At 64.2% G+C, this 26,650-nt stretch carries 26 protein-coding genes; 6 read left to right on the plus strand and 20 right to left on the minus strand.

Annotated elements, in window-relative coordinates; all coding sequences use genetic code 11:
• Positions 1–50 precede the first annotated feature (50 nt).
• The 3 genes from HOP03_00115 to HOP03_00125 all read left to right on the plus strand — a co-directional run bounded on the left by HOP03_00115 (position 51) and on the right by HOP03_00125 (position 3,414).
• Positions 51–389, plus strand: coding sequence for a hypothetical protein (locus HOP03_00115; GenBank protein NOT86566.1), 339 nt, complete (start codon positions 51–53; stop codon positions 387–389).
• Positions 390–1,526: 1,137 nt separating this feature from the next.
• Positions 1,527–1,910, plus strand: coding sequence for a VOC family protein (locus tag HOP03_00120; GenBank protein ID NOT86567.1), 384 nt, complete (start codon positions 1,527–1,529; stop codon positions 1,908–1,910).
• A gap of 661 nt (positions 1,911–2,571) precedes the next feature.
• Entirely contained in the window at positions 2,572–3,414 is an 843-nt protein-coding gene (locus tag HOP03_00125; GenBank protein NOT86568.1) for a CPBP family intramembrane metalloprotease, read from the plus strand.
• A 246-nt stretch (positions 3,415–3,660) separates the two neighbouring features.
• Here HOP03_00125 and HOP03_00130 read toward each other — a convergent pair whose 3' ends face one another.
• From HOP03_00130 to HOP03_00160, 7 genes are all read right to left on the minus strand, one after another.
• Positions 3,661–4,128 (minus strand): L,D-transpeptidase family protein, encoded by a 468-nt coding sequence (locus HOP03_00130; GenBank protein ID NOT86569.1) that lies wholly within the window; start codon positions 4,126–4,128, stop codon positions 3,661–3,663.
• A gap of 80 nt (positions 4,129–4,208) precedes the next feature.
• Entirely contained in the window at positions 4,209–5,441 is a 1,233-nt protein-coding gene (locus tag HOP03_00135) for an FAD-dependent monooxygenase (protein ID NOT86570.1), read from the minus strand.
• 144 nt (positions 5,442–5,585) lie between these two features.
• Positions 5,586–5,792: a cold-shock protein gene (locus tag HOP03_00140; protein NOT86571.1), complete on the minus strand. Its 207-nt coding sequence runs from the start codon at positions 5,790–5,792 to the stop codon at positions 5,586–5,588.
• Between the two features lie 164 nt (positions 5,793–5,956).
• Entirely contained in the window at positions 5,957–6,721 is a 765-nt protein-coding gene (locus tag HOP03_00145; GenBank protein NOT86572.1) for an S-methyl-5'-thioinosine phosphorylase, read from the minus strand.
• A 4-nt stretch (positions 6,722–6,725) separates the two neighbouring features.
• Positions 6,726–7,286, minus strand: a complete 561-nt coding sequence (locus HOP03_00150) for a hypoxanthine-guanine phosphoribosyltransferase (protein ID NOT86573.1) — start codon at positions 7,284–7,286, stop codon at positions 6,726–6,728.
• On the minus strand, positions 7,283–8,290 hold the full coding sequence (gene nagZ, locus HOP03_00155; protein ID NOT86574.1) for a beta-N-acetylhexosaminidase: 1,008 nt from the start codon (positions 8,288–8,290) through the stop codon (positions 7,283–7,285). Before nagZ ends, HOP03_00150 begins: the two co-directional genes overlap by 4 nt.
• Positions 8,281–8,814 carry a CYTH domain-containing protein gene (locus HOP03_00160; protein NOT86575.1) on the minus strand — a complete coding sequence of 178 codons (534 nt, stop codon included), beginning with the start codon at positions 8,812–8,814 and terminating at the stop codon, positions 8,281–8,283. The genes nagZ and HOP03_00160 overlap by 10 nt, the downstream gene beginning before the upstream one ends.
• A 248-nt stretch (positions 8,815–9,062) precedes the next feature.
• On the opposite strand from HOP03_00160, the gene HOP03_00165 reads away from it, so the two are divergent.
• Positions 9,063–9,929 (plus strand): hypothetical protein, encoded by an 867-nt coding sequence (locus tag HOP03_00165; GenBank protein ID NOT86576.1) that lies wholly within the window; start codon positions 9,063–9,065, stop codon positions 9,927–9,929.
• A 42-nt stretch (positions 9,930–9,971) separates the two neighbouring features.
• Here the strand turns inward: HOP03_00165 and rlmD are convergent, their stop codons facing one another.
• The 3 genes from rlmD to HOP03_00180 form a co-directional block, all read right to left on the minus strand.
• A complete protein-coding gene (gene rlmD, locus HOP03_00170; GenBank protein ID NOT86577.1) occupies positions 9,972–11,342 on the minus strand; it encodes a 23S rRNA (uracil(1939)-C(5))-methyltransferase RlmD in 1,371 nt (456 codons plus the stop codon).
• Between the two features lie 70 nt (positions 11,343–11,412).
• The gene (locus HOP03_00175; protein ID NOT86578.1) at positions 11,413–12,009 is read right to left on the minus strand and encodes a YdbL family protein; all 597 of its coding nucleotides are present in this window, start codon (positions 12,007–12,009) and stop codon (positions 11,413–11,415) included.
• Between the two features lie 59 nt (positions 12,010–12,068).
• Complete coding sequence (locus HOP03_00180; GenBank protein ID NOT86579.1) at positions 12,069–14,123, minus strand: hypothetical protein; 2,055 nt, start codon at positions 14,121–14,123, stop codon at positions 12,069–12,071.
• 24 nt (positions 14,124–14,147) lie between these two features.
• On the opposite strand from HOP03_00180, the gene HOP03_00185 reads away from it, so the two are divergent.
• On the plus strand, positions 14,148–14,891 hold the full coding sequence (locus HOP03_00185; protein NOT86580.1) for a response regulator: 744 nt from the start codon (positions 14,148–14,150) through the stop codon (positions 14,889–14,891).
• Here HOP03_00185 and recO read toward each other — a convergent pair.
• The 10 genes from recO to rpoE all read right to left on the minus strand — a co-directional run bounded on the left by recO (position 14,861) and on the right by rpoE (position 24,273).
• A complete protein-coding gene (gene recO, locus HOP03_00190; protein ID NOT86581.1) occupies positions 14,861–15,634 on the minus strand; it encodes a DNA repair protein RecO in 774 nt (257 codons plus the stop codon). The two genes, HOP03_00185 and recO, sit on opposite strands and share 31 nt — an antisense overlap.
• Before the next feature lie 4 nt (positions 15,635–15,638).
• Positions 15,639–15,899 carry a hypothetical protein gene (locus HOP03_00195; GenBank protein NOT86582.1) on the minus strand — a complete coding sequence of 87 codons (261 nt, stop codon included), beginning with the start codon at positions 15,897–15,899 and terminating at the stop codon, positions 15,639–15,641.
• A gap of 11 nt (positions 15,900–15,910) precedes the next feature.
• Entirely contained in the window at positions 15,911–16,819 is a 909-nt protein-coding gene (gene era, locus HOP03_00200; GenBank protein NOT86583.1) for a GTPase Era, read from the minus strand.
• Positions 16,820–16,964: 145 nt separating this feature from the next.
• Complete coding sequence (gene rnc / locus HOP03_00205) at positions 16,965–17,636, minus strand: ribonuclease III (GenBank protein ID NOT86584.1); 672 nt, start codon at positions 17,634–17,636, stop codon at positions 16,965–16,967.
• A 17-nt stretch (positions 17,637–17,653) separates the two neighbouring features.
• Complete coding sequence (locus tag HOP03_00210) at positions 17,654–18,031, minus strand: DUF4845 domain-containing protein (protein ID NOT86585.1); 378 nt, start codon at positions 18,029–18,031, stop codon at positions 17,654–17,656.
• A gap of 92 nt (positions 18,032–18,123) precedes the next feature.
• Positions 18,124–18,942: a signal peptidase I gene (lepB, locus tag HOP03_00215; protein ID NOT86586.1), complete on the minus strand. Its 819-nt coding sequence runs from the start codon at positions 18,940–18,942 to the stop codon at positions 18,124–18,126.
• Between the two features lie 127 nt (positions 18,943–19,069).
• A complete protein-coding gene (lepA, locus tag HOP03_00220) occupies positions 19,070–20,863 on the minus strand; it encodes an elongation factor 4 (GenBank protein ID NOT86587.1) in 1,794 nt (597 codons plus the stop codon).
• Positions 20,864–21,009: 146 nt separating this feature from the next.
• Positions 21,010–22,593: a DegQ family serine endoprotease gene (locus tag HOP03_00225; GenBank protein NOT86588.1), complete on the minus strand. Its 1,584-nt coding sequence runs from the start codon at positions 22,591–22,593 to the stop codon at positions 21,010–21,012.
• Positions 22,594–22,684: 91 nt separating this feature from the next.
• A complete protein-coding gene (locus HOP03_00230; GenBank protein NOT86589.1) occupies positions 22,685–23,620 on the minus strand; it encodes a sigma-E factor negative regulatory protein in 936 nt (311 codons plus the stop codon).
• Between the two features lie 38 nt (positions 23,621–23,658).
• Positions 23,659–24,273, minus strand: coding sequence for an RNA polymerase sigma factor RpoE (gene rpoE, locus HOP03_00235; GenBank protein NOT86590.1), 615 nt, complete (start codon positions 24,271–24,273; stop codon positions 23,659–23,661).
• 307 nt (positions 24,274–24,580) lie between these two features.
• Here rpoE and HOP03_00240 point away from each other — a divergent pair, with 307 nt between their 5' ends.
• Positions 24,581–26,647 (plus strand): 3-hydroxyacyl-CoA dehydrogenase, encoded by a 2,067-nt coding sequence (locus HOP03_00240; protein NOT86591.1) that lies wholly within the window; start codon positions 24,581–24,583, stop codon positions 26,645–26,647.
• Positions 26,648–26,650: the final 3 nt, after the last annotated feature.

A 26,650-nucleotide genomic window follows, 5' to 3' on the forward strand; every position in this document is an offset into this window, starting at 1 on the left:
CGTTAGGCGCTAAACGAATTTTCTCGTGGCTCAATAATCTGGAAAATGAAGTGCAATCGCTTTCTCGAAACGACTTGCTTAACGAGGGGCTATATCTCGCCATGGAGTGGGGAGAGGATTGGTTAAAACCCATCCAGGAGCGTCTAGCTGTCCGCCATCCCGCACTCTCAAAAGAAGATCTAGATAAGATCAACGCTATTTCTCAAGAGGCAATGCGTTTCGGACACGGGGCTGTGTATGACCTCGCTTTAAAGTCTGGAGATGAAACAAGTTATGGAGACTTTGAGCCAGCAATGATTGCCCAATATCCTTGGGTTGACGCAAAGAACCTCTCGCGCCTTTTCAGTCAGGGCATGTACTACGCTTGGAAAGATACAGGCCTAAGGTGACGCGCCTAACAATTCGTTCAAGCCGACCCCATGTCGTGGCGGCTTAACTCAGGCGTTAGGCCTGAAGCTTCCGCTGACCGCTTGATAATGATATTAACGTTACCCTTATAGCGCGATAATCACATTAAATATGTGATCGCGCCTCTGCGGCCAATTTTCTCATATCATCAGGAACAGACTTAAGACTAGGGAGACATCATGATTATTCAAACAAACGCTCGTACATTGAACGAGTTGATAGAAAGCATCAATGAGCATGTTGCAGCTCTGCATGCTGCGTGCAGCGGCTTCTTATCTCAGCAAAGCAACACCCAGAAAACAGCACCACGTGAAATCAGGATTGATATACGGTCAAGTTTGGATGAGCCTGAGTCGCGGCGGTCGGTTCTAGACACCCGAGAGAGTTCGATGGAGTGCTGGGATAACACCTACATCTGTGGCAAGAGCGCATCAGGGTATATCTACTGCAATCAGAGAGTTTGCATGATTGTCGGTCCGATTACCCTTGAGTCCTGATAGGCAACGTACAAACCCCGGGCCCAGAAAGTTGGTGGGGCCTAACAATTCGTTCAAGCCGACCCCGCGTCGTGGCGTCAGTCGTGTGCTTTGCGCTACGCTTGCACACGTCTGCCGCCCCGTCGCGGGTCGGCTTAACTCAGGCGTTATACGCGGTCTAGCAGCAGGCTGTGTGGGTTCACAGTCGCGCGACTTCATCAGTCATCACGCCGTGCCGCAGCCAAGCACAGCCCGCATTGGTCAACTCCATGTTCGCGCCGCTCGCCTTCCGGCGAGACAGCGCTCCGTTGAGTTGTTCGCGCCGGATGGCATCCGCTTGATGAAACCGTTCGCACCGGGCAGTACGCGCTCCGGATGCGCGGCGCTCTGGGCTTCGGTGGCCAGTCATGGCCGCTGACTGTTATCGCCCCATCCAGTGATTACCGGCTCCCGACTGTTTGCGCCAACAAATCCTGAGAACAACCTCACTTCGCCGGGCTGAGTGTGGTCGCATAACGATTCGTCCAAGCCGACCCCATGTCGTGGCGTCGGCCACGTGCTTTTGCGCTACGCTTGCACGTGTCCGCCGCCCCGCCACGGGTCGGCTTAACTCAGGCGTTAGGCCTCTCATAAAGCTTCCACATGTTTGACCACATAGACTTCGCAGTCACAGATTTCCCTCGCAGTCGCGACTTCTATACCAATGTCTTGGCTGTTCTTGGCTTTTCTCCATTCATGGAGATCCAGCGTGAGGATGGCCGAGAAGGCACCGGTTTTGGTTCCCTGCACGGCCCACAATTCTGGATTGGTGGCGGTCAACCTGTTACTGGGCGCCTTCATGTTGCTTTCCAAGCCGCATCAAGAGATACGGTGGATGCTTTTTACGCTACTGCCCTGAGCATGGGCGGCGTAAGCCACGGAAGCCCTGGCTTGAGACCGCAATATGGAGAGCCATACTATGCTGCCTTCGTCCTTGACCCGGATGGGCACGTAATAGAGGCTGTTTGTCGACGGGCAGAGGCCTAACAATTCGTTCAAGCCGACCCCATGCCGTGGCGTCAGCCGCGTGCTTTTTCGCTACGCTAGCGCACGTCCGCCACCCCGCCACGGGGCGGCTTAACTCAGGCGTTAGGTGCGCTCATGCTTCGGATTGAACACCGCCAAATGTTCCGCCCCAATGGCCTCATTGATGACTTCGTGTTGTACGGAAGGCGAATCGATTACGTTGCTTTCGCGAGAAAAGTAGAAGCAGCAATTGACGGTGGGGGAGCGGAAACTCTCTGTACTGAGTCAGGCATCCACGTTGAGATCCTCAGCGTAGGCGGGCAAAACGAGCTGTGCACATCCCTACAGAACCAAAGAGATGTCTATCCATCAATGGACGACTGGCAGCAAAGGAACATCCTCAGAGTATCTGGTAGCGCAGTTGTGCTTGAGAAATTGCGCCACTTCTTGGTAGAACTATCTGGACGAGGCGAGGGCTACAGCTACATTTCTGAGTATTCTGAAGAGCCGCCTTACTCAATGGATTCTCCAGAGTGGAGGCTACATGTCCAAGCCACATAGGTTGGCTAGGTCAGAAGTACTTGCGGCAACGCTGCCAGAGCACGCACCTAACAATTCGTTCAAGCCGACCCCGTGTCGTGGCGTCGGCCACGGGTCGGCTTAACTCAGGCATTAACGTCATATGCACATAGACGTGTCGAGCGACCGGAATCAAGCATTGATCTTCATTGTTTCAGTGCTTGCAATAAGTTGGAGCTTTGAAGCCTTCATCATCGTCAATGGCGGTGTCAGGGACTTCGGCCCGCTCTGGATCGTCGCCCTGATGTGCATCCCGGGCGTCCTTTCCGTCATGTTGAGGTTCATCCTGAAATCGGGATTTGGAGATGTTGGATTTCGAGTCGGGAAGGGACGCTACTACATCCATGCCATCGCAGTTCCTCTGTTGCTGGCATTGCTCTTGGGGCTTTTATCCGCAGCCTTCGATATCCGGAAGTTCTCTCTGATTTCCCCGGAAGAACTCATCCAAATCACACCTGTTCTGCTATCCGTTCTCGGGCTTGGCCTCATTGGCGCGTTCGGGGAAGAACTCGGGTGGCGCGGATTCCTGTTGCCTAAAATGATGAGCGGTGGCTTCAAGAAGCCCTACCTTGCATGTGGGCTTGTGTGGGCGTCCTGGCATCTTCCGCTCATTGCCTTCGGGAATTTTTACCAGACGAACAGCGCATTGCTCATGGCGTTGATCTATGGCCTCGGCATCATCGCCATGAATTACGTTTTCAGCGAGCTCAGAGTGCGCTCCGGGTCTGTCTGGATTGCCACGATCGCCCACGCTGCCCACAACTTTTTCTTCCAGTTCGCGTTTCCGGTACTGCTTCTAACGGTGCCGGGGTCGTATTCGGAGTTGTGGGATGTCGTGGCCGGCGACACGGGCTTGTGTATCGCTGTGCTCTACACTGCTGCGTATCTCATCTTTCGCCATGTTCTTCGACGGCAGAGGGCTTGCAAGGATCGCAATGACGTCTGACGATTCATTCAAGCCGTCGCCGCTTTGCGGCACGGCTTAATCCAGGCGCCATGCGGCAGGAAATCCTTCTGCGACGGTGTTTCTCGCAAGCACGAGTCATCGGCTTCGGTGGATGATTCTCTTCGGAAAGATTGCTGGCGTATTGCCGCTTCGTTCAAGTCTGCAGGGCTCGCCCACACTTCGCGGGCGTTGCGTTCACCAGGTTCGGAAGCATGACTCGTTTGCGGTCAGGCCGGCATCTCGGGATCACGGCGAAATGACGATGGGGGTACCTACCGGCACCAGCCGCCAGACTTCCTCGATCTGCTGGTCCGTCAATGCGATGCAACCATCGGTCCAGTCCCTCGAGTAACCGGGCGGCGTCTTGCCGTGGATCATGATGTCGCCGCCGGGATCGACACCCCGTGCCTGTGCCTGCGCGCGATCGGCTTCGTTGGGATAGGAAATCCGCAGCGAGAGGTGGAAGCGGCTCTTGTCGTTGCGGAAGGTGATGCTGTAACGGCCCTCCGGTGTGCGCTCGTCGCCTTGCTGGCGTTTATGGCCGATCGGTGCATCGCCCAGCAGGATGCGATAGGTCTTGATGACCTTGCCAAGGCGCAGCAGTTCCATCCGTCGTTCGGATTTGTCGACGCGGATTTCGTCCGCGCGTTCCGGGGCAGCCACGAGCGCTGGCGGCCATGCGGCCTGCGCGGGCGCCACGGGCGCTATCGCCATGAAGACTGTCGCGATTGAAAAAGCGATTGGAACAAGGGTCGCACTCGCCGCGAGGCCGTTACGCTCGGATCGATGGCTCATCATGGTTCTCCAGCATTCGACAGTCTTTCGATGAAGTCCGGCGGCAACGGCCAACGCCCGAACCAGCCGCGCCGCGTTCCGGTCAGTATCCGCAGCGATTGTCCACGACCACCGGGGATGCGCGACAGCGGATGGAACAGCAGGTCGCGCAGCCCGGCTGCGTGGTCATGCTCGGACTGGAACAGCGGGGTCAGCCAACGGCTCCAGAAATGGTAGATGTCCAGATGCCGGCGACGCTCGCGCTGATAGGTGTCCAGCGCTTCTGGCAAGGTCGATGCACTGCGCAATACATCGCGCAATGCCAGCGCGTCGGCCAGCGCCATGTTCACGCCCTGCCCCAGCTGAGGGCTCATCGCATGGGCGGCATCGCCGACGAGGACAGCGCGTCCTCGATACCAGCGTCGAACCACCGTGTCGCGGTAGCAGGCCTGCGCGAGGCCGTCGGGCACTGCCGTCGTCTGCAGACGCTGCACCGCATCCGGCCAGATCTCGGCAACCTCCGCGCGCCAGCGCGCTTCATCGCGGCCCGCATCAGGCAGTTCAACGGCAGGCAGGCTCCAGAAGAAACTCAGTCTCGGAATCGGATCGCCCGGGCGAGTGCCCACCGGCAGCATGCCGACCATCCGTCGCGCATGGCGATAACGCTGGCGCAGTTCGTCGGGCCATGGCCAGTCGCCTGCGGGCACGAGACACCACTGCGCACCCCAGGGATACGGCCGATCGAACACGATCTCGCCGATCTGCGCGCGCAGCTTCGACCCCGAGCCGTCGGCGACGACGACGAGATCGAACGGCCCGTGTTCGTCGCCACGGTCGTCGCGCAACAGGCCGCGCTCGAGATCGACATGGACGATCTCGCGGCCACAGTGGATGCGACGCGCTTGCGTCCATGCGCGATCGAGCAGTTCGAAGATCGCGCCGCGTTGCAGCCCCAGGCCGAACAATGCCGGATGCAATTCGCGGTAGCGCATGTCCATGACCCTGCGCGACGCGATGGTTTCGCCGTAGAGCCGTCGCACCACCGCGCCGTGTTCCAGCGCAGCATCAAGCAGACCGAGCTCCCACAACACGCTCAGGCCGGTGGGCTGCAGCAGGAATCCGGCGCCGACCGGGCCCGGATCCGGTACCCGCTCGAATACCTCGACGCGATGACCGTCGCCGCTCAAGGCCACGGCAAGCGCTTGCCCGGCGGAGCCGTAACCGACGATCGCGATATGCATGACCGCTTTCATCGCGAGTTGGGACTCATGGATCCGGATTCACAGCACCGCATGCTCAAGACATGCCCATGCAATCGCGCATGAAAGCGCGCCCATGAAAAAGCCCCGCCGAAGCGGGGCCTGGAGTGCGGGTGGCGACCACGACCGTGGTCGACCTCATGCAACCGGCGTGATGTTTGCCGCCTGCGCGCCTTTCGGTCCCGTGGTGACTTCATACGACACGCGTTGTCCTTCCTGCAAACTGCGAAAACCTTTTGCGCTGATTGCAGAGAAGTGCGCGAACACATCGGCACTGCCATCCTCGGGGGCAATAAAGCCAAATCCCTTGGCATCGTTGAACCATTTCACTGTTCCGTACGGCATATCCTGTTGACCTCGATTGGGATGCGGTGGCGTGCGTCGTGAGCGCCCAGGCTAGGGCTCGCATAGCGCACGGCGCGAGTATGCCTGAGCGAAACGCGTACGCAAGGGGGCACGCGAACCCCACGGGGCCATGTCACAGGACGCCGCAAAACCGGCGCGAAGCCTCAGTCGTGCGCGAGCAGCGCCGACAGCAACGGGCCGAGTCCGGCGCTCGCGGCCTCGACATGGGCCAGCACTTCCTCGAGCGTGATCGGTTCGTCCGGATCCGGGCCGGCACCCGCGGCCCAATTGGCGACGATGGCCAGGCAGGCGTAATCGAGCCCGAGCTCCCGCGCCAGCCCTGCTTCGGGCATCCCGGTCATGCCGACCAGGTCGCAGCCGTCCCGGCGCATCCGCGCGATCTCCGCCCTGGTTTCCAATCTGGGGCCCTGGGTCGCGCCGTAACAGCCACCATCGACCACCGCCACGCCTGCGCCCGTCGCTGCAGCGATGACCTCGCGGCGCAGCAGCGGCGTGTAAGGATCGCCGAAATCCACATGCAACACCTCGCTACCTGTCTCTTCAGACAGGGTGGAAATGCGGCCCCAGGTGTAATCGATCAACTGATCCGGGCAACCGAGTACGCGCGGGCCGAAGCGTTCGGTGATGCCGCCGACGGTATTGAGCGCGAGCACGCGTCGCGCACCCACCGCCTTCAACGCCGCGAGATTGGCGCGATAGTTGATCCGGTGCGGCGGCACCGAATGGCCTTCGCCGTGGCGGGCCAGGAACGCCACCCGCTTGCCCGCCAGCCTGCCGATGCGGATCGGGCCGGACGGTGCGCCGTAGCGCGTCACCGGCTGGTGGGTTTCGACATCATGCAGATCGGCGAGCGCGTACAGGCCGGTACCGCCGATGATGGCGAGTGCGAGCTCGGGAACGGCCGGCATCGGATCAGTCCTTCAATGCGTAGATCGCGGGCAGATTACGGCCCTGTTCGTGATAATCCATTCCGTATCCGAACACATAACGGTCCGGCACCTCGACGCCGACATGATCGGCTTCGATCCCTTCGACGCGGCGGTCGTGGTTCTTCACCGCGAGCACCGCAACGCGTACGTCGGCCGCGCCCTGGTCTTCGCACCAGCGCTTCACCGCCAGCAATGTGTGGCCTTCATCGAGAATATCGTCGACGAGCAGCACACGGCGGTCGCGCATCGGCGTGGCCGGACGATGCAGCCAGGCCAGGCCGGAGCCCGAGGTGTGACCGCGATAACGCGTGGCGTGCAGATAATCGAATTCGAGATCGAGCCCGCGCTCGCCCAGCGCGAACGCCAGTTGGGCCGCGAACGGCATGCCGCCATGCATGATGGTGACGAACAGCGGCGGCCTCGCATCGGCCGCGTATTCGGCGCGTACGGCATCGGCCATCGTCTGGATCGCGCGATCGAGCGTCTCGCGGTCATGGATCACATCCGCGGCCGGCAATACTTCGGCGAGGTTCGGCGCGGTCATGCGAATGCTCCCATTCCATCGGCCAGGCGCACCTGCGCATCGCCGTAACGCGCGTCGGCGAGGAGGGCATCCCAGCTCATCGCACCGCGACCCATCAGGCCGGTCAATACCATGGTGTCGAGCGCGCGCCCATCGACCGCCGTCAGCGATTCTTCGACCAGTTCCGGATGGCAGACCAGCACCACGTCGCAGCCTGCATCCAGATGCGCATCGATCCGCTGTTGGATGCCGCCTGCGGAGAATGCCGCCGCCATACCGATGTCGTCGGAGAACACCACGCCGCGGAAGCCCATCTCTTCGCGCAGGATCGTGTTGATCCAGTACGGCGAATAGCCGGCGGGCTCCGGTGCGACTTGCGGATAGGTCACGTGCGCCAGCATCACCGCCTCTGCGTTCGCTTCGATTCCGGCCACGAACGGCACCAGATCGTGGGTGCGGATCAGATCGAGTGGACGGTCGTCGACCGCCGCATCGAAATGCGTGTCTTCCAGCACCGAGCCGTGGCCCGGGAAATGTTTGATCGTCGCCGCCATGCCCGCACTGTGCATGCCGCGCACGTAAGCCCGGGTGAAGTCGGCGACGATCTGCGGGTCGTCCGAGAACGCGCGGTTGCCGATGGCGAGATTGCCGCGGCCCAGATCGACCACCGGCGCGAAGCTCAGATCGACGCCGGTGGCGCGGATTTCGCTGGCCATCAGCCACGCATGCGATTCGGCCAGCGCCAACGCGCGCATCGGGTCGGCGGCATACAGCCTGCCGAAACCATCCAGCGGCGGCAGGGCGCTGTAGCCCTCCTCGAAGCGCTGCACGCGACCGCCTTCCTGATCGACGCAGATCAGCTGTGGACGCGACGCCGCCTCGCGGATCGCGGCGGACAGCTCGGCGACCTGCGCTTTCGATGCGAAGTTGCGCTTGAACAGGATGACGCCGGCGCAGGCATCGTGTCGCAGCCAATCGCGTTCCTGCGAGGTGAGTTCGGTACCGGCGACGCCGATCACAAGCATGGGTCTGACTCCAAGTCGGTTGCGGCGCGCTCGGCTTCGCTCCATTGCGAATACGGGCGCGAAGCCAAGGCGAGATTGTAATAGCGGGTGCTGTCGGTCACTTCCAGGCCCAGCCAGGCGGGACGTTCGAACCATTCGTCGCCGGAATCGAGTTCGACTTCGGCGACGATCAGACCCGCGTTGTCGCCGAGGAACTCGTCGATTTCCCAGAGGTGACCGAGGTGTTCGACCAGATGCCGGCGTTTGTCGATCAACCCGCCCACGCAGCGCCCCAGCAGCGCACGCGCGTCGTCGACGGGAATCGGATAATCGTATTCGTGTCGCGTGTGGCCGACATCGCGCGATTTCAGGTTGAGCCGGGCTTCGTCGCCCTCCAGCCGCACCCGCACCGAAACCCGCTGCGCACCGCTGTCCATCGACGCCTGGTCGTTGAGATAGCCTTGCGCCATCGGGATCACTTCTTTGGCCTGCGCACGCCAGGCGTCGTCGAGGACGAGGAATTTGCGTTCGATTTCGAGGGCCACGTTCGGCTGGGGTCCTGTCACAGGGCATGCCCGCAGGCTGGGGCGATATTGTAGGCGGTCGGAGCGGAAGTAAGATCGTCGCGCCAACGGCCATGGCCAACGATGCGGACGATCGCTTGTTTCGTCTGTGTCCCGTGCTACGATTAAGGCGGTTGTCTGGCGATTATCGAATTTTTAACAATTCATCGGCCTGCCGGGCGAAACTGACGATTGCCGATCGTCCACTAACTCAATGAGGGAAGCTCGCCATGAACAGCGAAACTCCGAAGGACAGCGCATCGTCTTCGCACCATCACGCCGTGCACACGAAAGACGAATCGAACAGCGAGACGCCGGGTTCCCACGGTCTGGAAATGCTCGAACCGATGGATGCGGACTTCGACGACGGCGATGGCTACGACGCCAACAACAACGACAACGATGGCAACTTCCTGGCGCCGCACGAGCGCAAGTTGTCGCTGGCGGAACAGCGCCAGCTTCTTGCGATGCGGCGGCGCCCGGACGACGACGACAATATCGAAGAAGTCGAAATACGCAATGGCCGTCGCCCATGGCATATGCACGACAAAGAGCACGGGATCAGCCACGACGGTAGTCATCGCTCCACCAGTGCAACAGGCGCCACGAAAGAGACACCCGCCGAATCCGCAACGACCGCTGCCGTCGCCCCATCCGGTTCTGCGATCCCCGGTGGGACAGCGTTGCTGAACGACCCCGCCAATCCGAACAAACCGCTTTACGACGCGGTCCTGCAGGGGGTCGGCAATCTGGATGCATCGAAGTTGTCGTTGACGGGGACCGAACAGATCAACGTCGCCGGCGCGCTGACCGCCAGCATGACCCAGACGCCCGGCTTCAATCGGGGCAATCCCGATCCTGCGGCGATCTCGATCGCCGTCAGCGAGAACGGCGATCGCGTGTTCGCGATCAATAGCCAGAACCCGGGCGCGCCGAATGCGATGTACACCAGTGTCGAGGTGGAACAGGTTCGCAACCAGTCGCTCCAGGCGAGCAGCTCGCAGGTCGCGCAACCGCCATCCTTGCCGGAGCCGCCGAAACCCGCCCAGGAACAGACGATCCAGTCGGAACAACCGCAGATACGCGGTATCGCCTGACACACGCGCTGCCTCCGTCCGCGCCGAAGGGCGCGGGCGGCATCACTTTGGTTCGAATACCGCGATCGATTCGACATGCGCGGTGTGCGGGAACATGTCCATCGCTCCCGCCGCCATGAGCTTCCAGCCGCGTTCGTTGACCAGATAACCCGCGTCGCGCGCGAGCGAGGCCGGGTGGCAGCTGACGTAGACGATCCGCTTCAGGCCCTTCAACGGCAGTTGCTTCAATACGATATCCGCACCGGAACGCGGCGGATCGAGCAGCAGTCTGTCGAAGCCTGCACGCATCCACGCATGACCCGACAGATCCTGCGCCAGATCCGCGGCGTGGAACTGCACGTTGGCCAGTGCGTTGCGGGTCGCGTTCTCGCGTGCGCGCGCCACCAGCCCCGCCTCGCCTTCCACGCCTACGACTTCGCGCCCGACGCGCGCCAGCGGCAAGGTGAAATTGCCCAGGCCGCAGAACAGATCGAGCACGCGGTCGTCGGGCTGCACGTCGAGCAGTTCCAGGGTCTTCGCGATCATCTTCTGATTGAGGCCGGCATTCACCTGGATGAAATCCAGTGGCCGGAAATCCAGTTCGACGTTCCACTGCGGCAGCACGAACGACAGCGGCACCGCTTCCGGCCAAAGCGCATGCACCGAATCGATGCCGCCCGGCTGCAGGAAGATCGCGAAATCGTACGCTTGGGCGAATGCGACCAATGCATCGCGATCGCGGTCGCTCAGCGGCTGCAGATGACGGAACACCAGCGCGACCGTCGCATCGCCGGCGATGAATTCGATCTGCGGAATATCCCGGCGGCCATCCATCGCATCGACCAGCGCCGAAATCGCGCCGAGTTTTTCGCCGATCCGCGGAATCACCGTGTAGCAGACCGAGAGGTCGGCGACAAAGCGTGGATCGGCTTCGCGGAAGCCGACCAATGTCTTGTCCTTCTTCTCGACCCTGCGCACCGACAATCGGCCCTTGCGGCGATAGCCCCAGGCCACGTCGGTCAACGCCGGCAACAGCGTGGCCGGCTGCACGTGGCCGATCCGCTGCAGGTTGTCGATCAGCACCTGCTGCTTCGAGAGGATCTGCTTGTCTTCGGCCAGATGCTGCAGCACGCAGCCTCCGCACACGCCGAAATGCGGGCAACGCGGTTCGACGCGATCCGCCGATGCGGATATCACTTCGACCGTGGTCGCCTCGTCGAAATGCCGCGATCTCGCGGTCTGTTTCGCCATCACCCGTTCGCCCGGGAGTGCGCCGGACACGAAGACGGTCTTGCCGGCGTTCGCATCGCCGTCCGGGCGACGCGCGACCCCACGACCGTCGTGGCCTAGCGAAACGATGTCGAGTGCGAACGGAGTCTGGTCGATGCGGGCCACGGGATTCTTGGAAGAAAGATGGGCCGGCGATTGTCTCATGACACCGAAACGACGACGCCCGCCGAAGCGGGCGTCGCGACAGTGTCCAGGAGTGGTCCCGGAAACGCGCTTATTTCTGCTTCCACGCCCCGCCGCGCTGATACCACCAGCCCGAACGGGCGCTGTCGACCCATTGCTTGGCGAACACGCTGCGGATCTGGCCTTCCCATTCCGCATGGCCATTCGCGACGGCGATTTCGCGGTAGACCGCCTTGCGGTCGCGGTTCTCGTCGGCAACGGCGGTATTGACCGGCACGCGGTCCTTCAGCGCCAGCGCAGCGGCATCGCGCACCACCACCAGGCCATCTTCTGTGAACCCGAGCGCGCCGGAATCGAAGTGCGGGCGCAGGGCGCTGTCGAAACGCTGTTCCATCCGCGACTGGATCGCGGTGATGGCCGGGGTCTGGATATTGAAGTCGGGCTGGCTCTGGGCGTAGGCCGGAGCGATACCGATGAGCATCAGCGGATCGAAACGCGGCGCTTCGAACGCCATGCCGCCACCGGGCTGCGGAGCGGGCTTCGGCGCTTCGGCGGCGTCGTTGATGACCTGCTCGACGAAGACCTTGGCCGCTTCCTTGGCTTCGGCCGCGGGGAAATACACATTGATGGTGACGCAAGCGCTGAGCGCCAGCGCGGCGACCGTGGAAACCCCCAACAAACGACGCATGTTCTTATCTCCCGGAATGATGTCGAATCTTACTTGACGGTGGGCCGCTCGAAGGGACATTACTCGACGACCGGTTTGAGATCGCCGCTGCCCACCGCTTGGAGACGTTCGAGCAGCGTCGGCCAATCGACCTGGCGGTTGAAGCCCACCACGTTCAAACGCGGAATACCCGCGCCTTGGATGACAGTAAATCCACTGGTGTCTGAACCGGAGCCGGCCACCTCTTTGCCGATGCTCTCCAGACCACCCATCGCGCAGACCTGATTCTGCAGCCGGCAGGAAATGCCGAGCCGCCGGTAGCCGAAATCGTCGAACAGGCCGATCAACTGCCCCTGCAGGCTGGTCACGAAAGAAGCATCGCCGACGCTGGAGATATTCTGCACCGCGCGCTGGCTGATCCGCTGCTTCACGCCTCGCCTGCGCTGGGTGTACAGCTCGGCGTCGAACGCGGTCGCGGTCCAGTCGACCAGACGCAGGTCGCGGATGCTGCCGTCGAGACGGCCGCTGATGCTGCCGAAATCGAAGACTTCGGTGACCGACAGCAGATCGAGATCGTCCAGCGCCAGATCGGCCGACAGCGTCGGCGCCACGCCGAACGGCCGCTCCATCGCCAGCGACGACACTTTGACGCTGCCGTCGAAAACGCGCATCTCCAGACCGCCCGCGAACACCAGTCGGTCGTCGAGATAGCGGGCGTCCGGAATGCTGCCGCTGAGCGTGCCCCGGAATGCCGGCCAGCCCATGCTTTGCGCGAGTTTGCCGATGTCGAACGCATCCAGGCTCAAGCCGAAGTTCGCCTGCAGCCCCTGTTCGCCCTGTGGCGGTCGCAGCTGGAAACGGTCGAAGCGGAGCTTGCCGCCGATCGCCTCGACCGTGGCCGGTGCGCGCAACGCGATCACACCGTCGGCGCTGTGCAGCGGCAATTCGACGGCACCGAAGTCCAGGCCATACAGCTGACCGCTGCCCCAACGCAATGTGCTGTCGACGGGCGAATCCGCAGAAAAGCGCAGTTCGCCGTCGAGGCGATCGAACCTGAATTTTCCGCCGGGTTCGCGCACGGCTACCTGATCGAAATGCGCGTCGAAACCGCGCATCCCGGCTGCGTCAAGCTGGACCCGGGCGCGCATGCGCCCCGTCATGCTCAGTTCGCCGAGGCCGAAACCGCCGAGCCAGCCGGACAGGTAACGATCCGCCACCGGCGACAGGTCGTCGCTGTCGATCTCGATATCGAGCGCGTGCAGACTGCCATCGGGCGCGAGCGTGGCGCTGCCCTGCGTCGCGAGCGTGCCGCCGTCGCCCCAGCGCAGGATCGGCAGCCGCCAGCCGTTCGCGTCGCCGATGGCCTCGACCTGCCATTCGACCGGCGTCGACGGCAAGGCGACATAGGCACTGCCGAAGAGGAGTTCGCCGCCGCGCAATGTGCCGCGCAGGTCGACGCGCTGCCCGGCAGCGGCATTGCGGTAGTCCAGCGTGAGCTGCGCGCCGAGACCTTCGGCGGCGATGCTGCCGTCCGGCGTTTCCAGCGCTGCGGCGGACAGCGTCAGCGGCCCGTAGACGCGCAGCGGCTGGTTCGCCGGCGCGCTGACCACCAGCCGACCGTCGAGCTGACCCGTCTTCCAGCGACCGTCTGTCCACGCGCGACCGAGCAGCGCCTGCGACCAGACCAAGGGGACTGTCATGAGATCGATGCGGGTGTCGTCGGGCGCGGCGGCCTGACGATGCACTTCCAGTCGCGATTCGCCCTGGCGCAGGACGACATCGGTGAATGCGGTCCCGAGTGCGATGTCCAGGCGCATCGGCTTCGCGCCGCCGCTGCGCAGTTCGCCCTCGCAGCGCCAGCCGCCGTCGCCGTCGCGCTGCAGCGGGCACTGCCAGCTCAGGTCGCGGAAGGCATAACCGAGCTCCGGCGCATCGAGCTTGCCGACGCGCAGTTGCAGCGTCCCGCGATCGGCGGTGTCCGGCCAGTCCAGGCGCACATGCACCTGTTCCAGCGTGGCGATTCCGGTGCGGATGCGTGCGATGTCGGCGGTCGCGGTACGCGCCTGCACCGCCGGCACCCAGAACGCGGCGGACAGCACGGACACCAGCAGGATGCGTAGGATCGACAGCGACATGGCCCTCAGCTTAAATGACCCGCGATGAATACATCCGCTTTCCCCCTGCCCCGCATCCTGCTGCTGGAAGACGATCCGGTCAGCGCCGCATTCCTGTGCGCGGCGATCGAAGGCGTGCCGGCAAGGGTCGACAGGGCCGGAACGCTGGCCGAAGCGCGCAACAAGGCGGCTGCGCAGACGCACGATCTGTGGCTGTTCGATGCGAACCTGCCTGATGGCCTCGGCGCGGATCTGCTCGCCGAACTGCGCGCGCAGGGCCAGCTGACGCGGGCACTGGCGCACACCGCCGACGCGCGGCGCGAAGCGCTCGATGCGCTGATAGATGCGGGTTTCGAGGAAGTGCTGATCAAGCCGCTGTCGGTTGCGCAACTGCAGGGCACCGTGCGGCGATTCTGCGGCGGTGCCTGCGTCGAAGCGGACGCCGTCGACAGTAACGATACCTTCCTGCGCTGCGGCAAACAGCCGGTATGGAACGACGATGCGGCCCTGCGCGCGCTCAACGGCAGCCGCGCGCATGTCGACACCATGCGCGGCCTGTTCGCGCTGGAATTGCCGCGGGTGTCGGAGCGTGTGAGGGCTGCACTGGCGTATCGCGATGTCGCTGCGCTGCGCAGCGAACTGCACAAATTGCAGGCGAGCTGCGGCTTTGTCGGTGCGGCACGCCTGGGCGCGGCGACGCGCGCACTGCAGGATGCTCCCGATGTCGCGAGCGTCGTCGCGCAGTTCGAGGGCGCGCTTCAGGACACGCTGGCGTCGCTGTCCGGCTGAGTCGCGACGGCCGCGCCATCCGCCGGCGCACGCGGCAGCGATGCGATCAATTCCCACGACTTCAGACCGCGTCCGCCGAGGTGATGCAGCAACAGCGCACGGATGACGCGGCGCAGGCCGGGCATGTCCTCGGTGCAGGGCTCGCGGTCGGCGGCGAGATCGAGCAGCGCGCGCCCGGTGGCGGTCTGGCTGCGTCCTGCCCTGCCCGCATCGCCCAGCACGCGCCGCGGTCCGTGTTCCGGATCCAGCACATAGCGCGCCGCCGGATCGATGACGATACCGTCGCCATCGCAATCCCAGGCGAACCCGACCCCCAGCGCTTCGAACAGGTCGCGCTCGAAGCGTCGCAGCGTCCACGCCAGCGGCAGTTCCAACCCCAGCCGCGCGCGGGTTTCGCCGTAGATCGCGTACAGCATGCCGACGCCGTCGTGGCGAGGCGCCAGTCGCAGCATCAATTCGTTGAGATAAAACCCCGCGAGCATCACCTCGCCGTGCAGGCGCGGCGCTTCGTCGATGGCTTCGGCCGCGCTCAGCTGCGCGAGCTCGCCGCGCTGCACGCCGTCGAAGCGGATGTGCTGCAGCGGCTGCAGCGCCGCGCGGAGCTGTTGCTTCTTCGGCCCGTGCACGCCGCGCGCGATCAGTCCCACGCGTCCGTGTTCATGGGTCAGCACTTCCACCAGCAGGCTGGTTTCGCGCCAGGCGCGGGCGTGGAGGACGAAGGCGGGCTCGGCGGCGTAGCGCATCGGATCAGGAGTCGTCCGCGATCTCGTGCGGGTTCGGTCGACGCACATGAGGCAGATCTTGTTCTCGCGATGCGCCGAACAGCCGGTAATTGGCGCGGCCCGCAGTCAAACTCAGATCGCCGTTGGGCCCGCCCCGCACGTCGTCAGCATCATCGTCGTCCTGGCCGTCATCTTCCCAGAAGCAGACCGGACAGATGTCGTAAGCGCCTCTCGTCGCAAGCGTCTTGCAGCCACAGCATGGACAGCGATGCGGAAGATCGGCCATCGTCGCTACGGCTATTCCGTATACCCGAACGCCTTCAATGCCGCCTCGTCGTCCGACCAGCCGTCGCGCACGCGGACCCAGGTTTCGAGGAAGACCTTGCTGTCGAACATCCGTTCCATCTGGATGCGCGCCTTGCTGCCGATCTCGCGCAGGCGGGTGCCGCCCTTGCCGATGACGATGGCCTTCTGGCTCTCGCGCTCGACGAAGATCACCGCGCCGATACGCAGCATGGTGCCATCGACGACGAAGCTCTCGATCTCGACCGTGGTCGCGTACGGCAGTTCGGCGCCGAGTTGGCGCATCAGCTGCTCGCGGACCAGTTCGCCGGCGAGGAAACGCTGGCTCTTGTCGGTGATTTCGTCCTCGGCGTAGAGCGCGGACTGCTCCGGCAACTGCGTCAGCACGGTTTTCACCAGCGATTCCAGGCCTTTGCGCTTGAGCGCGGACACCGGATGGATGCTTGCGAACTCACGGCCTTCGGTGGCCGTCTGCAGATACGGCAGCAGCGCGGTCTTGTCGGGGAAGCGGTCGACCTGATTGACCACCAGCACCACCGGGATGCCGGCGTTCTTGAGCGCGTCGTAGGCCAGCGTGTCTTCCTCGCTCCACTGCCCCGCGCGTACCACCAGCATTGCGGCGTCGACGCCTTCCAGCGCACCGCGCGCGGCACGGTTCATCATCTTGTGCATCGCCGAAGCGGTGGCCTTGCCGTGATCGCGATGGATGCCGGGGGTGTCGACCAGCAGCAGTTGGCCTTCGGGAAACGTGGCGATGCCGAGCAGGCGGTGGCGGGTGGTCTGCGGTCGCGGCGAGACGATGCTGACCTTGCTGCCGACAAGGGCGTTGATCAAGGTCGATTTGCCGACATTCGGTCGGCCGAGGACGGCGACGTGGCCGGCGCGGTAGGGAGATTCGGTCATGGCGGCATTGTACGGCGCCGACTACGGATAACGGGCGCGCAGCGCATGCGCGGAAAGGATGCTGCCCTTGTGGGAGCGGCGGAAGCCGCGATGAACAACGGAAATTCGGCTCAGCATCGCGGCTTCCGCCGCTCCCACAGGAGATTCAGGCGCCCGGCGCGACCACCTGCAGGACCGCCTCCGCCGCCAGTTGTTCAGCAGCCCGGCGCGACGCGGCTTCGCCTGCGCGGCGCACGTCCGGCTCGCTCAACGCGCATTCGGCGCGGAATACCTTGGCATGGTCTTCGCCGGTTTCGGCCAGCAGCGTGTAGGTGGGCAGCGGAAACTGCCGGGCTTGCAGCCATTCCTGCAGGCGGGTTTTGGCGTCCTTGCCCAGTTTGTGCGGCGGCGGGAGGGCCTCGATGGCATCTGCGAACCAGGGCAGCACCGCCGCGCGACATGCCTCGAAACCGGCGTCGATATAGATCGCCGCGACGACGGCTTCCAGCACGTCGGCCAGAATCGAATCGCGGCGATGGCCACCGGACTTCATTTCCCCCGGCCCGAGCACGATGCGCTGCCCGAGTTCGAGCTTGCGCGCGAGCTCGGCGAGCGAAGATTCGCGGACCAGTTCGGCGCGGGCGCGGGTCAGCTCGCCTTCGACCGCTTTCGGCCAACGCATGTACAGCGCTTCGGCCACGATCATCCCGACCAGGGCGTCGCCGAGGAATTCGAGCCGTTCGTTGTGGATGGCCGCGGCGCTGCGATGCGTGAGCGCCCGTTCGAGCAGCGCCGGGTCGCGGAATACATGTCCACCGCAAGCGATCGTCGCAGACACCCTCGATCGCCCCGTGATCAGTAGCCAGCCTGGCCGGTGAGCGGCTGATCGACGTTGAATCTGCCGACCGCATCGAGGTTGGCGATCATGTTGACGCGCACTTCGTAATTGATGTGCATGATCTTGCTGCTGCCGGTGCTCTCGATCTTCACGTGTTCGGGCTTCACATCGTCCACGTAACCGATATTGAACCGCCGGAACAGCTTCTGCTTGATCTGCGCGGGCTGTTCGTTGGCGATGCCGGCTTCGGCCGCCAGGCCCTTCACCGCCGACTTCACCGCGTAGTACTCCTGGTACATCGGGAACAGCTTCATGGCGATGTACAAGGCAGTGCCCACCACTGCCGCTACGATGACGAAGCTGATCAAGGTCATACCGCTCTGATTGCGTCGCATGTCTGAAATCCCCCGGAACGATGACGTAGTTGATGAAGGCGGTGTTGTTGAAGGCGTAAGCGGAAACGTGCGGATGCCGAAAACGGAGGTGCTTACGGAATCCCGTTGCCGATCCGGGAGGTGTCGAAACTGTCGGTGCAGAACCAGCCCTTGCAGTTCAACCACACCAGGAACGCCCTGCCGCGGAGCCGCTCCTCCGGCAGATAGCCCCAGAATCTACCATCATCGCTGCGGTCGCGATTGTCGCCCATCACAAGGTAGTGACCGGCCGGGACGGCCCACTCGCCCTCGCCCTGATCGATCCCCGGAAGCTGGGTGATCTCCAGCACCGAGTGCGGGTGGCCCTCCAGTTTCTCGCGGATTTCGCTGGCCCCGGTCATCTCCACACCGGGGCCGGTGCCCACGTATTCGCCGATCGGCTCGTACACCACCGGCGTACCGTTCACGGTCAGCTGGTTGTCGCGATAGCTGACGCTGTCGCCGGGCATGCCGATCACGCGCTTGATGTAATCCAGCCCGGTGTTCGGGTCGTTCGGGCCCTTGCCCGGGTAGCGGAACACCACCACGTCGCCGCGTTCGGGCTGGCCGATCTCGATGATCTTCTTGTTGGTCACCGGCAGGCGCAGGCCATACGTGAACTTGTTGACCAGGATGAAATCGCCGATCAACAGGGTCGGCATCATCGAACTGGACGGGATCCGGAACGGTTCGGCGACGAAGCTGCGCAGCATCAGCACCACCGCCAGCACCGGAAAGAACGCCCGTGCGTAATCGACCACGACCGGCTCCCTGGCTTCGTCCAACAGGCCTCCGGCATTCGCCCGGCGCTTGGCGAAGAACAACCGGTCCCCCAGCCAGATCAGGCCGGTCAGCAGGGTCAACGTGACGAGGATGAGTTCAAACCAGACCATGGGGCTTCCTTCGGAACGGAAATCGAGAATAGGGAATCAGAATGGGGAACGGGCCAATCGCAGATGCAGGATGCCCGCCCTGGAAGCGTTGCGACGCTTCCCGATGGCCGACGTCCGCATCCTCGACTTATTTGCTGTCCATCTGCAACACGGCGAGGAAGGCTTCCTGCGGGATTTCCACCCGCCCGACCTGCTTCATCCGCTTCTTGCCTTCTTTCTGTTTCTCGAGCAGCTTCTTCTTGCGGCTGATATCGCCGCCGTAGCATTTGGCCAGGACGTTCTTGCGCAGCGCCTTCACCGTGCTGCGCGCGATGATCTGCGAACCCACCGCGGCCTGGATCGCGACATCGAACATCTGTCGCGGAATCAGGTCCTTCATTTTTTCGCACAGGTCGCGACCGCGACGGTCGGCGTAATTGCGGTGCACGATGATCGACAGCGCATCGACCTTGTCGCCGTTGATCAGCGTGTCCACGCGCACGAACGGGCCGGCTTCGAAGCGCAGGAAGTGGTAGTCCAGCGACGCATAGCCGCGCGACACGGATTTCAGCTTGTCGAAGAAATCCAGCACCACTTCGGCCATCGGCAGTTCGTAGCTGATCTGCACCTGGCCGCCGAGATAGTTGATGCCGATCTGCGAACCGCGCTTCTCTTCGCACAGCGTGATGCAGTTGCCGACGTAGTCCGGCGGCGTGAGGATGTTCGCACGGATGATCGGCTCGCGGACTTCCTCGATGTGATTGGTCGGCGGCAGCTTGGCCGGGTTGTCCAGCGACATGACCGTGCCGTCGGTCTTCAGCACCTCGTAGACCACGGTGGGCGCGGTGCTGATCAGATTGAGGTTGTATTCGCGCTCCAGGCGCTCCTGCACGATTTCCATGTGCAGCATGCCGAGGAAGCCGCAGCGGAAGCCGAAGCCCATCGCTTCGGAGCTTTCCGGCTCGAAGCGCAGCGCGGCGTCGTTGAGCTGCAGTTTGTCCAGCGCTTCACGCAGATCGGGATAGTCCTCGGCATCGACCGGAAACAGGCCGGCGAACACGCGCGGCTGCATTTCCTGGAAACCCGGCAGTGGTTTGTCGGCGGGGTCGCTGGCCAGCGTCAGGGTGTCGCCGACCGGCGCGCCGTGCACGTCCTTGATGCTGGCGTTGATCCAGCCCACTTCGCCCGCGCCGAGTTTCTTCAACTCTTTGCGCTTGGGCGTGAATACGCCGACCTTGTCGACGAGATGGGTGCGGCCGGTGGTCATCACCAGGATCTTGGTGCCGGGCACGATCTCGCCCTGCATCACCCGGACCAGCGAAACCACGCCAAGGTAGTTGTCGAACCACGAGTCGATGATCAACGCCTGCAGCTTGTCGGTATCGCGCGGCTTGGGCGGCGGAATGCGATGGACGATGGCTTCGAGCACATCGATCACGTTCAGGCCGGTCTTGGCGCTGATCGCGACCGCGTCGGTGGCGTCGATGCCGATGACCGCTTCGATTTCGGCCTTGGAGCGCTCGATGTCGGCGGTCGGCAGGTCGATCTTGTTGAGGACCGGCACCACTTCCAGGCCCTGCTCGACGGCGGTGTAGCAGTTGGCGACCGACTGGGCCTCCACGCCCTGCGCCGCGTCCACCACCAGCAGCGCGCCCTCGCAGGCGGCCAGCGAACGACTGACTTCGTAGCTGAAGTCGACGTGGCCGGGGGTGTCGATGAAGTTGAGCTGGTAGACCTGCCCGTCCTTCGCCTTGTAAGGCAACGACACGGACTGGGCCTTGATGGTGATACCACGCTCGCGCTCGATCGGATTGGAGTCGAGCACCTGCGCTTCCATTTCGCGCGCCTCCAGCCCGCCGCAGAGCTGGATGATGCGATCGGCAAGCGTGGATTTGCCGTGGTCGACGTGGGCGATGATGGAGAAGTTGCGGATGTTCCGCATCGGATCAGTCATGGGGAGCGGCGCGGGCCATCGTGGCCTTGAGGTCAAACGTCGGATTATCGCACAGCGCGACCTCGGGCCCGGCACGGATCGGATCCATGCCTGCCGGAACGTCGCCCCGTGCGCCGGGGGCGACGCGTACGCAATTACTCCTTGTCGCCCTGGCTGGGCGCGATCGCGATGAACTGGGTCGCGCCACCGCGACGGACCAGCAGCATCACGGTCCGATCGACGCCGGTCCTGGCCACTTCGCGATCGAGCGCCGAGGCGGTGCCGACCGGCACGGTGCCGACCCGCAGGATGATATCGCCCGGGCGCAGCCCGGCATTGCGCGCCGCATTGCCCTCGACCCGGGCGATCGCCACGCCCTCGCCATCGCGCAGCCCCAGTTCGCGGCGCTCGTCGGCGCCGATGTCCTGACCGACCAGCCCCAACCGATTGACCTTGCCCTGCTGCGACGGCTCGCGCGGCGATGAGCGCTGCGGGTTGCCGGCGACGGTCGATTCGTCGAGTCGGGTCAGGGTCACGCTGCGCTCGATCGGCTTGCCGTTGCGCAGAATGCCCAGCTTGGCGGTCGCACCGGGCGTCATCGCACCGATCAGCGGCGGCAGATCGCTGAAGTCGTCGATCGGGGTGCCGTCCACCGTACGGATCACGTCGCCGGCCTCGATCCCGGCCTTCTCCGCCGGGCTGCCGATCCGGACATCGTTGACCAGCGCACCGCGGGTGTCGGGCAGACCGAAGCCATTGACCATCTCCGAAGTGACCGCGCCCACCTGCACACCGATCTGGCCGCGGCTGACCTTGCCGCTGGCCTTGATCTGCTGGGCGACATTCATCGCCACATCCATCGGGATCGCGAAGCTCACGCCCATGTAGCCGCCGGAGTTGCTGAAGATCTGCGAATTGATGCCGACCACTTCGCCACGGGTGTTCAACAGCGGGCCGCCGGAATTGCCGCGGTTGATCGCCACATCGGTCTGGATGAAGGGCACATAGCGTTGCTCGACATTGGCGGCGCGACCGACCGCGCTGACGATGCCGGCGGTGACCGAGTGATCGAGACCGAACGGCGAACCGATCGCGACCACCCACTGCCCCGGCTTCAACGCCCTGGATTCGCCGGTGCGCAGATACGGCAGGTCGTCGGCAGCGATCTTCAGCACGGCAACGTCGGACTGCGGATCGCTGCCCACCACCTTCGCCTTGAATTCACGGCGATCGGACAAGGTGACCTTGACCTCGTCGGCGCCATCGATCACATGATGGTTGGTCAACAGATAGCCGTCGCCGGAGATGATGAAACCGGTGCCGATGGAGAGACTGTCGGGGCCACCCTGCGGGCCGCCGGGACCACCAGGCCCGCTGGGACCGCCGGGAAACGGCGCATCCGGGCCGAAGAAGCGACGGAAGAACTCCGGCACTTCCTCTTCGTCCGGCGCGGCATCGCGATCGCGCGCAGCGGCCTTGCTCCGGCCCGAACCGGTGGCTTCGATATTGACCACCGCCGGCCCGACCCGCTCCACCAGTTGGGTGAAATCGGGCAGGCCGGTCACCATCGGCGCGTTGATCGCCTCGGCAGCGACGGCAACGCCCGTATGCGATGCCGTCGCTGGTGCGCCGGGCGACGCCGCGGTCTGGCTTGCGGTGATCGGAAGAATGGTCGTCGCGGCGGCGGTGGCCGCGACAGCAGCGGAGACGAGCGCGAGCGTACGGAACGACTGTTTCATCGGGGAAGCGTCCTCGATAAAGGGAGAAAGGGAGTTTTGACGATGGCTGCGGAGACGATGGCTGCGGACAAGCGCCGCCCGCCGCGGACGATCAGGGCGGCGAGGCGCTGTCTTCGACCGGGTAAGCGGGTTGCGGAGCCTGCGGGTCGAGCCGCGGCTGGAACGGACGGAACGCGGGCGATCCTTCGAAGTCGGCAGTCACTTCACCATGCACGGCGGCACCGGGCACCAGCGCGCGCGGCCATGGTTTGGACGCTATCTGGGCCTGGGCCGCGATAGCGCTGCCCTGGGCAGCGACGCCCGCAACAGCAGTCGTGCGCGCCGCTGCCGTAGCGACCGTTTTCGTCGTCGACGCGGAGGACACCGCGACGGCCTGATCTCGGGCGAGGATCCGCGGACGCGAGCTGCGGCGGTCGCTGCCGGCGACTGCGGCCAGTACGACGGCCGTGCCCGCTTCTGCGATCAACGATCCGGTCTGGTCGAGCGGCCGTGGCGCAAGGTCGGCCGCCGGGAGGGGTGTGGATATCGGTGCCGGTGTCGGAGATGTGGGCACCGGGGCCGGCTGTCCGGCGGAGGCCGTGCTCGGCGCCACTGACGATGATTTACCGTCCGGCACCGGCAGCATGCGGGTACCGATCAGCGCAGCCAATGCCACCGATGCGGCCAGCGCGGCACCGCCGCCCCAACGCAACAACGACCCGCGCGCGTTGCCATGCGCGGCCACCGCCAGCGGTGCGTCATCCATGGCGGCGACAGCAAGATCGTCGGCGATGGCGCGACCGACGCGACGCGAGAAATCAGCGGGCAGGGCGCGATCGGCCTGACCGCGCAGCGCATCGCCGACGAACTGCCAGCGTTCCCAGCAATCGGCGAGCGCATCGTCGTGCTCCATGCGTCGGAGCAGGAACTTGGCTTCATCGGCCGAAAGCGCACCGTCCATCATCGCGGACAGCTGTTCGCGGTGGAAATCCCGGCCATCGGCATCGCGTGAAACGGAAGAAGCGGGGGAATCGGGCAATCCAGTCATAGGGCGTCGATGTCGGATTACGGATGAAGGTCTGCGAATCAGCGGGTTGCGCGTTCGCGGGGATTGGGTGCATCCATGAGGGGGCGCAACTGCGTGTCGATGGCATCGCGGGCCCGGAAGATGCGCGAACGGACCGTGCCGATGGGGCACTGCATCTGCTGCGCGATCTCTTCGTAGCTCAAACCGTCCACCTCACGCAATGTGATCGCCGCCCGGAGTTCCTCGGGCAAGGCTTCGACCGCGCGCATCACCGTTTGTTCCATCTCCTGACGCATCAATTCGCGCTCCGGGGTGTCGTTGTCGCGCATCCGCAGCGCCGACTCGAACTGTTCGGCGTCGTCGATGTCGATGTCGTCGCCGGGTGGGCGACGCTTGTGGGCCACCAGATGATTCTTTGCTGTATTCACGGCGATGCGATGCAGCCACGTTGAGAACTGGGCGTCGCCGCGGAAGTTCCCGATCGCCCGGTAGGCGCGCAGGAACGTGTCCTGGGCGACATCCTGGCACTCGCTCCAGTCGTGGATATAGCGCCCGATCACGGCCACGACCCGATGCTGGTGCTTGCGCACCAACAGGTCGAACGCCGCGCTGTCGCCGCGCTGCACCCTTCGGACCAGTTCGAGGTCCAGGTTTTCTGTCGTCACTTCGGCCATCCGGCCGGCTCTCCTTGGATGTGGATCGGGCCGGCGGACTAGCCGGGCCTTCGGACAATACAGGTCGGGCAAAAGTTCCCCACCCCCGGCAGCCCGACCACGACCGCCCCATGCACCATGCATTCATCTGGGGACAGCGCACCACTGCCACAAGCCATGCCGCAAAGGCGTGCCGCGCCGGCTCGCGCGCTGGCTCGCGGGCCGTCTCGCAGTATCGTGTCGTCCGCCATCTCGAAATGCCCGATTTGACGCCGTCCCACCATGGTCCGGATCATAGGGCCATCCTCCAGCGTATGGATTCACGATCATGACCTCCGCCCTGCCCGGCCTCGATGGCCTGCGTCTGCGCCACTGGAAGACCGAACTGCGACCGGACGGCGTGTTCGTGCTGTCCTTCGATCGCGAGGGCGAATCGGTGAACACCTTCGGCCAGGAGGTGCTGATCGAACTGAACAGCCTGCTCGAACGCATCGTGCTGGAACCGCCGAAGGCGCTGGTGCTGCGCTCGGGCAAGGACAAGGGCTTCATCGCCGGCGCCGATATCCGCGAATTCCAGGAATTCGACCGCAAGGGCACCATCGGCGATTCGATCCGTCGTGGCCAGGCGATCTTCCAGCGCATCGCCGACCTGCCCTTCCCCACGGTGGCCGCGATCCACGGCTTCTGCATGGGCGGCGGCACCGAGATCTCGCTGGCCTGCCGTTACCGCATCGCCACCAACGACCCGTCCACCCGCATCGGCCTGCCCGAAGTGAAGCTCGGCATCTATCCCGGCTGGGGCGGCAGCGTGCGTCTGCCGCGCCTGATCGGCGCGCCTGCGGCGATGGACATCATGCTCACCGGGCGCACGTTGTCTGCATCGTCCGCGCGCGCGCTGGGCGTGGTCGACAAGGTCGTGGACGCTGCGAATCTGATCGAAGCCGCCGCGACGCTGGCGCTGAAAGGCAGCGACCGGCCGTTCAAGCAGAACTTCATGGCCTGGATCACCAACACCCGGGTTGCACGGGAGATCCTCGCACCGCAGATGGTCAAGCAGGTTGCGCGCAAGGCGCGCAAGGACCACTATCCGGCACCGTTCGCGCTGATCGAAACCTGGCGCCGCAGCAGCGGCGGCACCCGCGCGCTGCTCGAGGCCGAACGCAAATCGGTGACGAAGCTGGCCGCCACGCCCACCGCGCGCAACCTGACCCGCGTGTTCTTCCTGCAGGAGCGCCTGAAAGGGCTCGGCGGCAAGGATCATGGGATCGCGCACGTGCACGTGGTCGGCGCCGGCGTGATGGGCGGCGACATCGCCGCATGGGCCGCGTACAAAGGCTTCAACGTCACCCTGCAGGATCGCGAGCAGCGCTTCATCGACACCGCGATGGCCCGCGCGCAGGAGCTGTTCGCCAAGCGCGTCAAGGACGAGAGCAAACGTCCCGAGGTCGCGGCACGGCTGGCATCGGATCTCGAAGGCGACGGCGTGGCCAAGGCCGATCTGCTGATCGAAGCGATCATCGAACGCCCCGACGCCAAGCGCGACCTGTACACCTCGGTCGAACCGAAGATGAAAGCCGATGCGCTGCTCACCACCAACACCTCGTCGATCCCGTTGACCGAACTGCGCGGACACATCGCGCGTCCGGCGCAGTTCGCCGGCCTGCATTACTTCAACCCGGTGGCGATGATGCCGCTGGTGGAGATCATCCACCACGACAGCATGGCGCCGGAGACCGAAAAACGCCTCGCCGCGTTCTGCAAAGCCATCGACAAACTGCCGGTACCGGTCGCGGGCACGCCGGGTTTCCTCGTCAACCGTTTGCTGTTCCCGTACATGCTCGAAGCGGTCACCGCCTATTCCGAAGGCATTCCCGGCCCGATCATCGACAAGGCCGCAGTGAAGTTCGGCATGCCGATGGGCCCGATCGAACTGATCGACACGGTGGGTCTGGATGTCGCCGTCGGCGTCGGCGCCGAACTCGCGCCCTTCCTCGGCCTGCCGATCCCGGCCGCATTGTCCGCACCGCCGGAAGCCGGCAAACGCGGCAAGAAGGACGGCCAGGGCATCTACAAGTGGGAGAACGGCAAGGCGCGGAAGCCGGAGATTCCCGCCGACTACAAAGCGCCCGACGATCTGGAAGACCGCCTGATCCTGCCCTTCCTCAACGAAGCCGTCGCCGCCCTGCACGACGGTGTGGTCGCCGACGCGGAGCTGCTGGATGCCGGCGTGATTTTCGGCACCGGCTTCGCGCCGTTCCGCGGCGGCCCGATCCAGTACATCCGCGACACCGGCACCGACGCGTTGCTGGCAAAACTCGAAGCGCTGCGGACGGCGCACGGCGACCGCTTCGCGCCGCGTCCGGGCTGGGACAATCCGGCGCTGCGGAAACAGTAGCGT

Source organism: Lysobacter sp. (genome assembly GCA_013141175.1).
GTDB lineage: Bacteria > Pseudomonadota > Gammaproteobacteria > Xanthomonadales > Xanthomonadaceae > Lysobacter_I.

Excerpts from the sequence above, each read along its gene's own strand:
- HOP03_00120 (NOT86567.1), top strand. The coding sequence starts at position 1,527 with ATGTTTGACCACATAGACTTCGCAGTCACAGATTTCCCTCGCAGTCGC.
- HOP03_00125 (NOT86568.1), top strand. The coding sequence starts at position 2,572 with ATGCACATAGACGTGTCGAGCGACCGGAATCAAGCATTGATCTTCATT.
- HOP03_00130 (NOT86569.1), bottom strand. The coding sequence starts at position 4,128 with ATGGCGATAGCGCCCGTGGCGCCCGCGCAGGCCGCATGGCCGCCAGCG.
- HOP03_00135 (NOT86570.1), bottom strand. The coding sequence starts at position 5,441 with ATGAAAGCGGTCATGCATATCGCGATCGTCGGTTACGGCTCCGCCGGG.
- HOP03_00140 (NOT86571.1), bottom strand. The coding sequence starts at position 5,792 with ATGCCGTACGGAACAGTGAAATGGTTCAACGATGCCAAGGGATTTGGC.
- HOP03_00145 (NOT86572.1), bottom strand. The coding sequence starts at position 6,721 with ATGCCGGCCGTTCCCGAGCTCGCACTCGCCATCATCGGCGGTACCGGC.
- HOP03_00150 (NOT86573.1), bottom strand. The coding sequence starts at position 7,286 with ATGACCGCGCCGAACCTCGCCGAAGTATTGCCGGCCGCGGATGTGATC.
- nagZ (NOT86574.1), bottom strand. The coding sequence starts at position 8,290 with ATGCTTGTGATCGGCGTCGCCGGTACCGAACTCACCTCGCAGGAACGC.
- HOP03_00165 (NOT86576.1), top strand. The coding sequence starts at position 9,063 with ATGAACAGCGAAACTCCGAAGGACAGCGCATCGTCTTCGCACCATCAC.
- rlmD (NOT86577.1), bottom strand. The coding sequence starts at position 11,342 with ATGAGACAATCGCCGGCCCATCTTTCTTCCAAGAATCCCGTGGCCCGC.
- HOP03_00175 (NOT86578.1), bottom strand. The coding sequence starts at position 12,009 with ATGCGTCGTTTGTTGGGGGTTTCCACGGTCGCCGCGCTGGCGCTCAGC.
- HOP03_00180 (NOT86579.1), bottom strand. The coding sequence starts at position 14,123 with ATGTCGCTGTCGATCCTACGCATCCTGCTGGTGTCCGTGCTGTCCGCC.
- HOP03_00185 (NOT86580.1), top strand. The coding sequence starts at position 14,148 with ATGAATACATCCGCTTTCCCCCTGCCCCGCATCCTGCTGCTGGAAGAC.
- recO (NOT86581.1), bottom strand. The coding sequence starts at position 15,634 with ATGCGCTACGCCGCCGAGCCCGCCTTCGTCCTCCACGCCCGCGCCTGG.
- HOP03_00195 (NOT86582.1), bottom strand. The coding sequence starts at position 15,899 with ATGGCCGATCTTCCGCATCGCTGTCCATGCTGTGGCTGCAAGACGCTT.
- era (NOT86583.1), bottom strand. The coding sequence starts at position 16,819 with ATGACCGAATCTCCCTACCGCGCCGGCCACGTCGCCGTCCTCGGCCGA.
- HOP03_00210 (NOT86585.1), bottom strand. The coding sequence starts at position 18,031 with ATGCGACGCAATCAGAGCGGTATGACCTTGATCAGCTTCGTCATCGTA.
- lepB (NOT86586.1), bottom strand. The coding sequence starts at position 18,942 with ATGGTCTGGTTTGAACTCATCCTCGTCACGTTGACCCTGCTGACCGGC.
- lepA (NOT86587.1), bottom strand. The coding sequence starts at position 20,863 with ATGCGGAACATCCGCAACTTCTCCATCATCGCCCACGTCGACCACGGC.
- HOP03_00225 (NOT86588.1), bottom strand. The coding sequence starts at position 22,593 with ATGAAACAGTCGTTCCGTACGCTCGCGCTCGTCTCCGCTGCTGTCGCG.
- HOP03_00230 (NOT86589.1), bottom strand. The coding sequence starts at position 23,620 with ATGACTGGATTGCCCGATTCCCCCGCTTCTTCCGTTTCACGCGATGCC.
- rpoE (NOT86590.1), bottom strand. The coding sequence starts at position 24,273 with ATGGCCGAAGTGACGACAGAAAACCTGGACCTCGAACTGGTCCGAAGG.
- HOP03_00240 (NOT86591.1), top strand. The coding sequence starts at position 24,581 with ATGACCTCCGCCCTGCCCGGCCTCGATGGCCTGCGTCTGCGCCACTGG.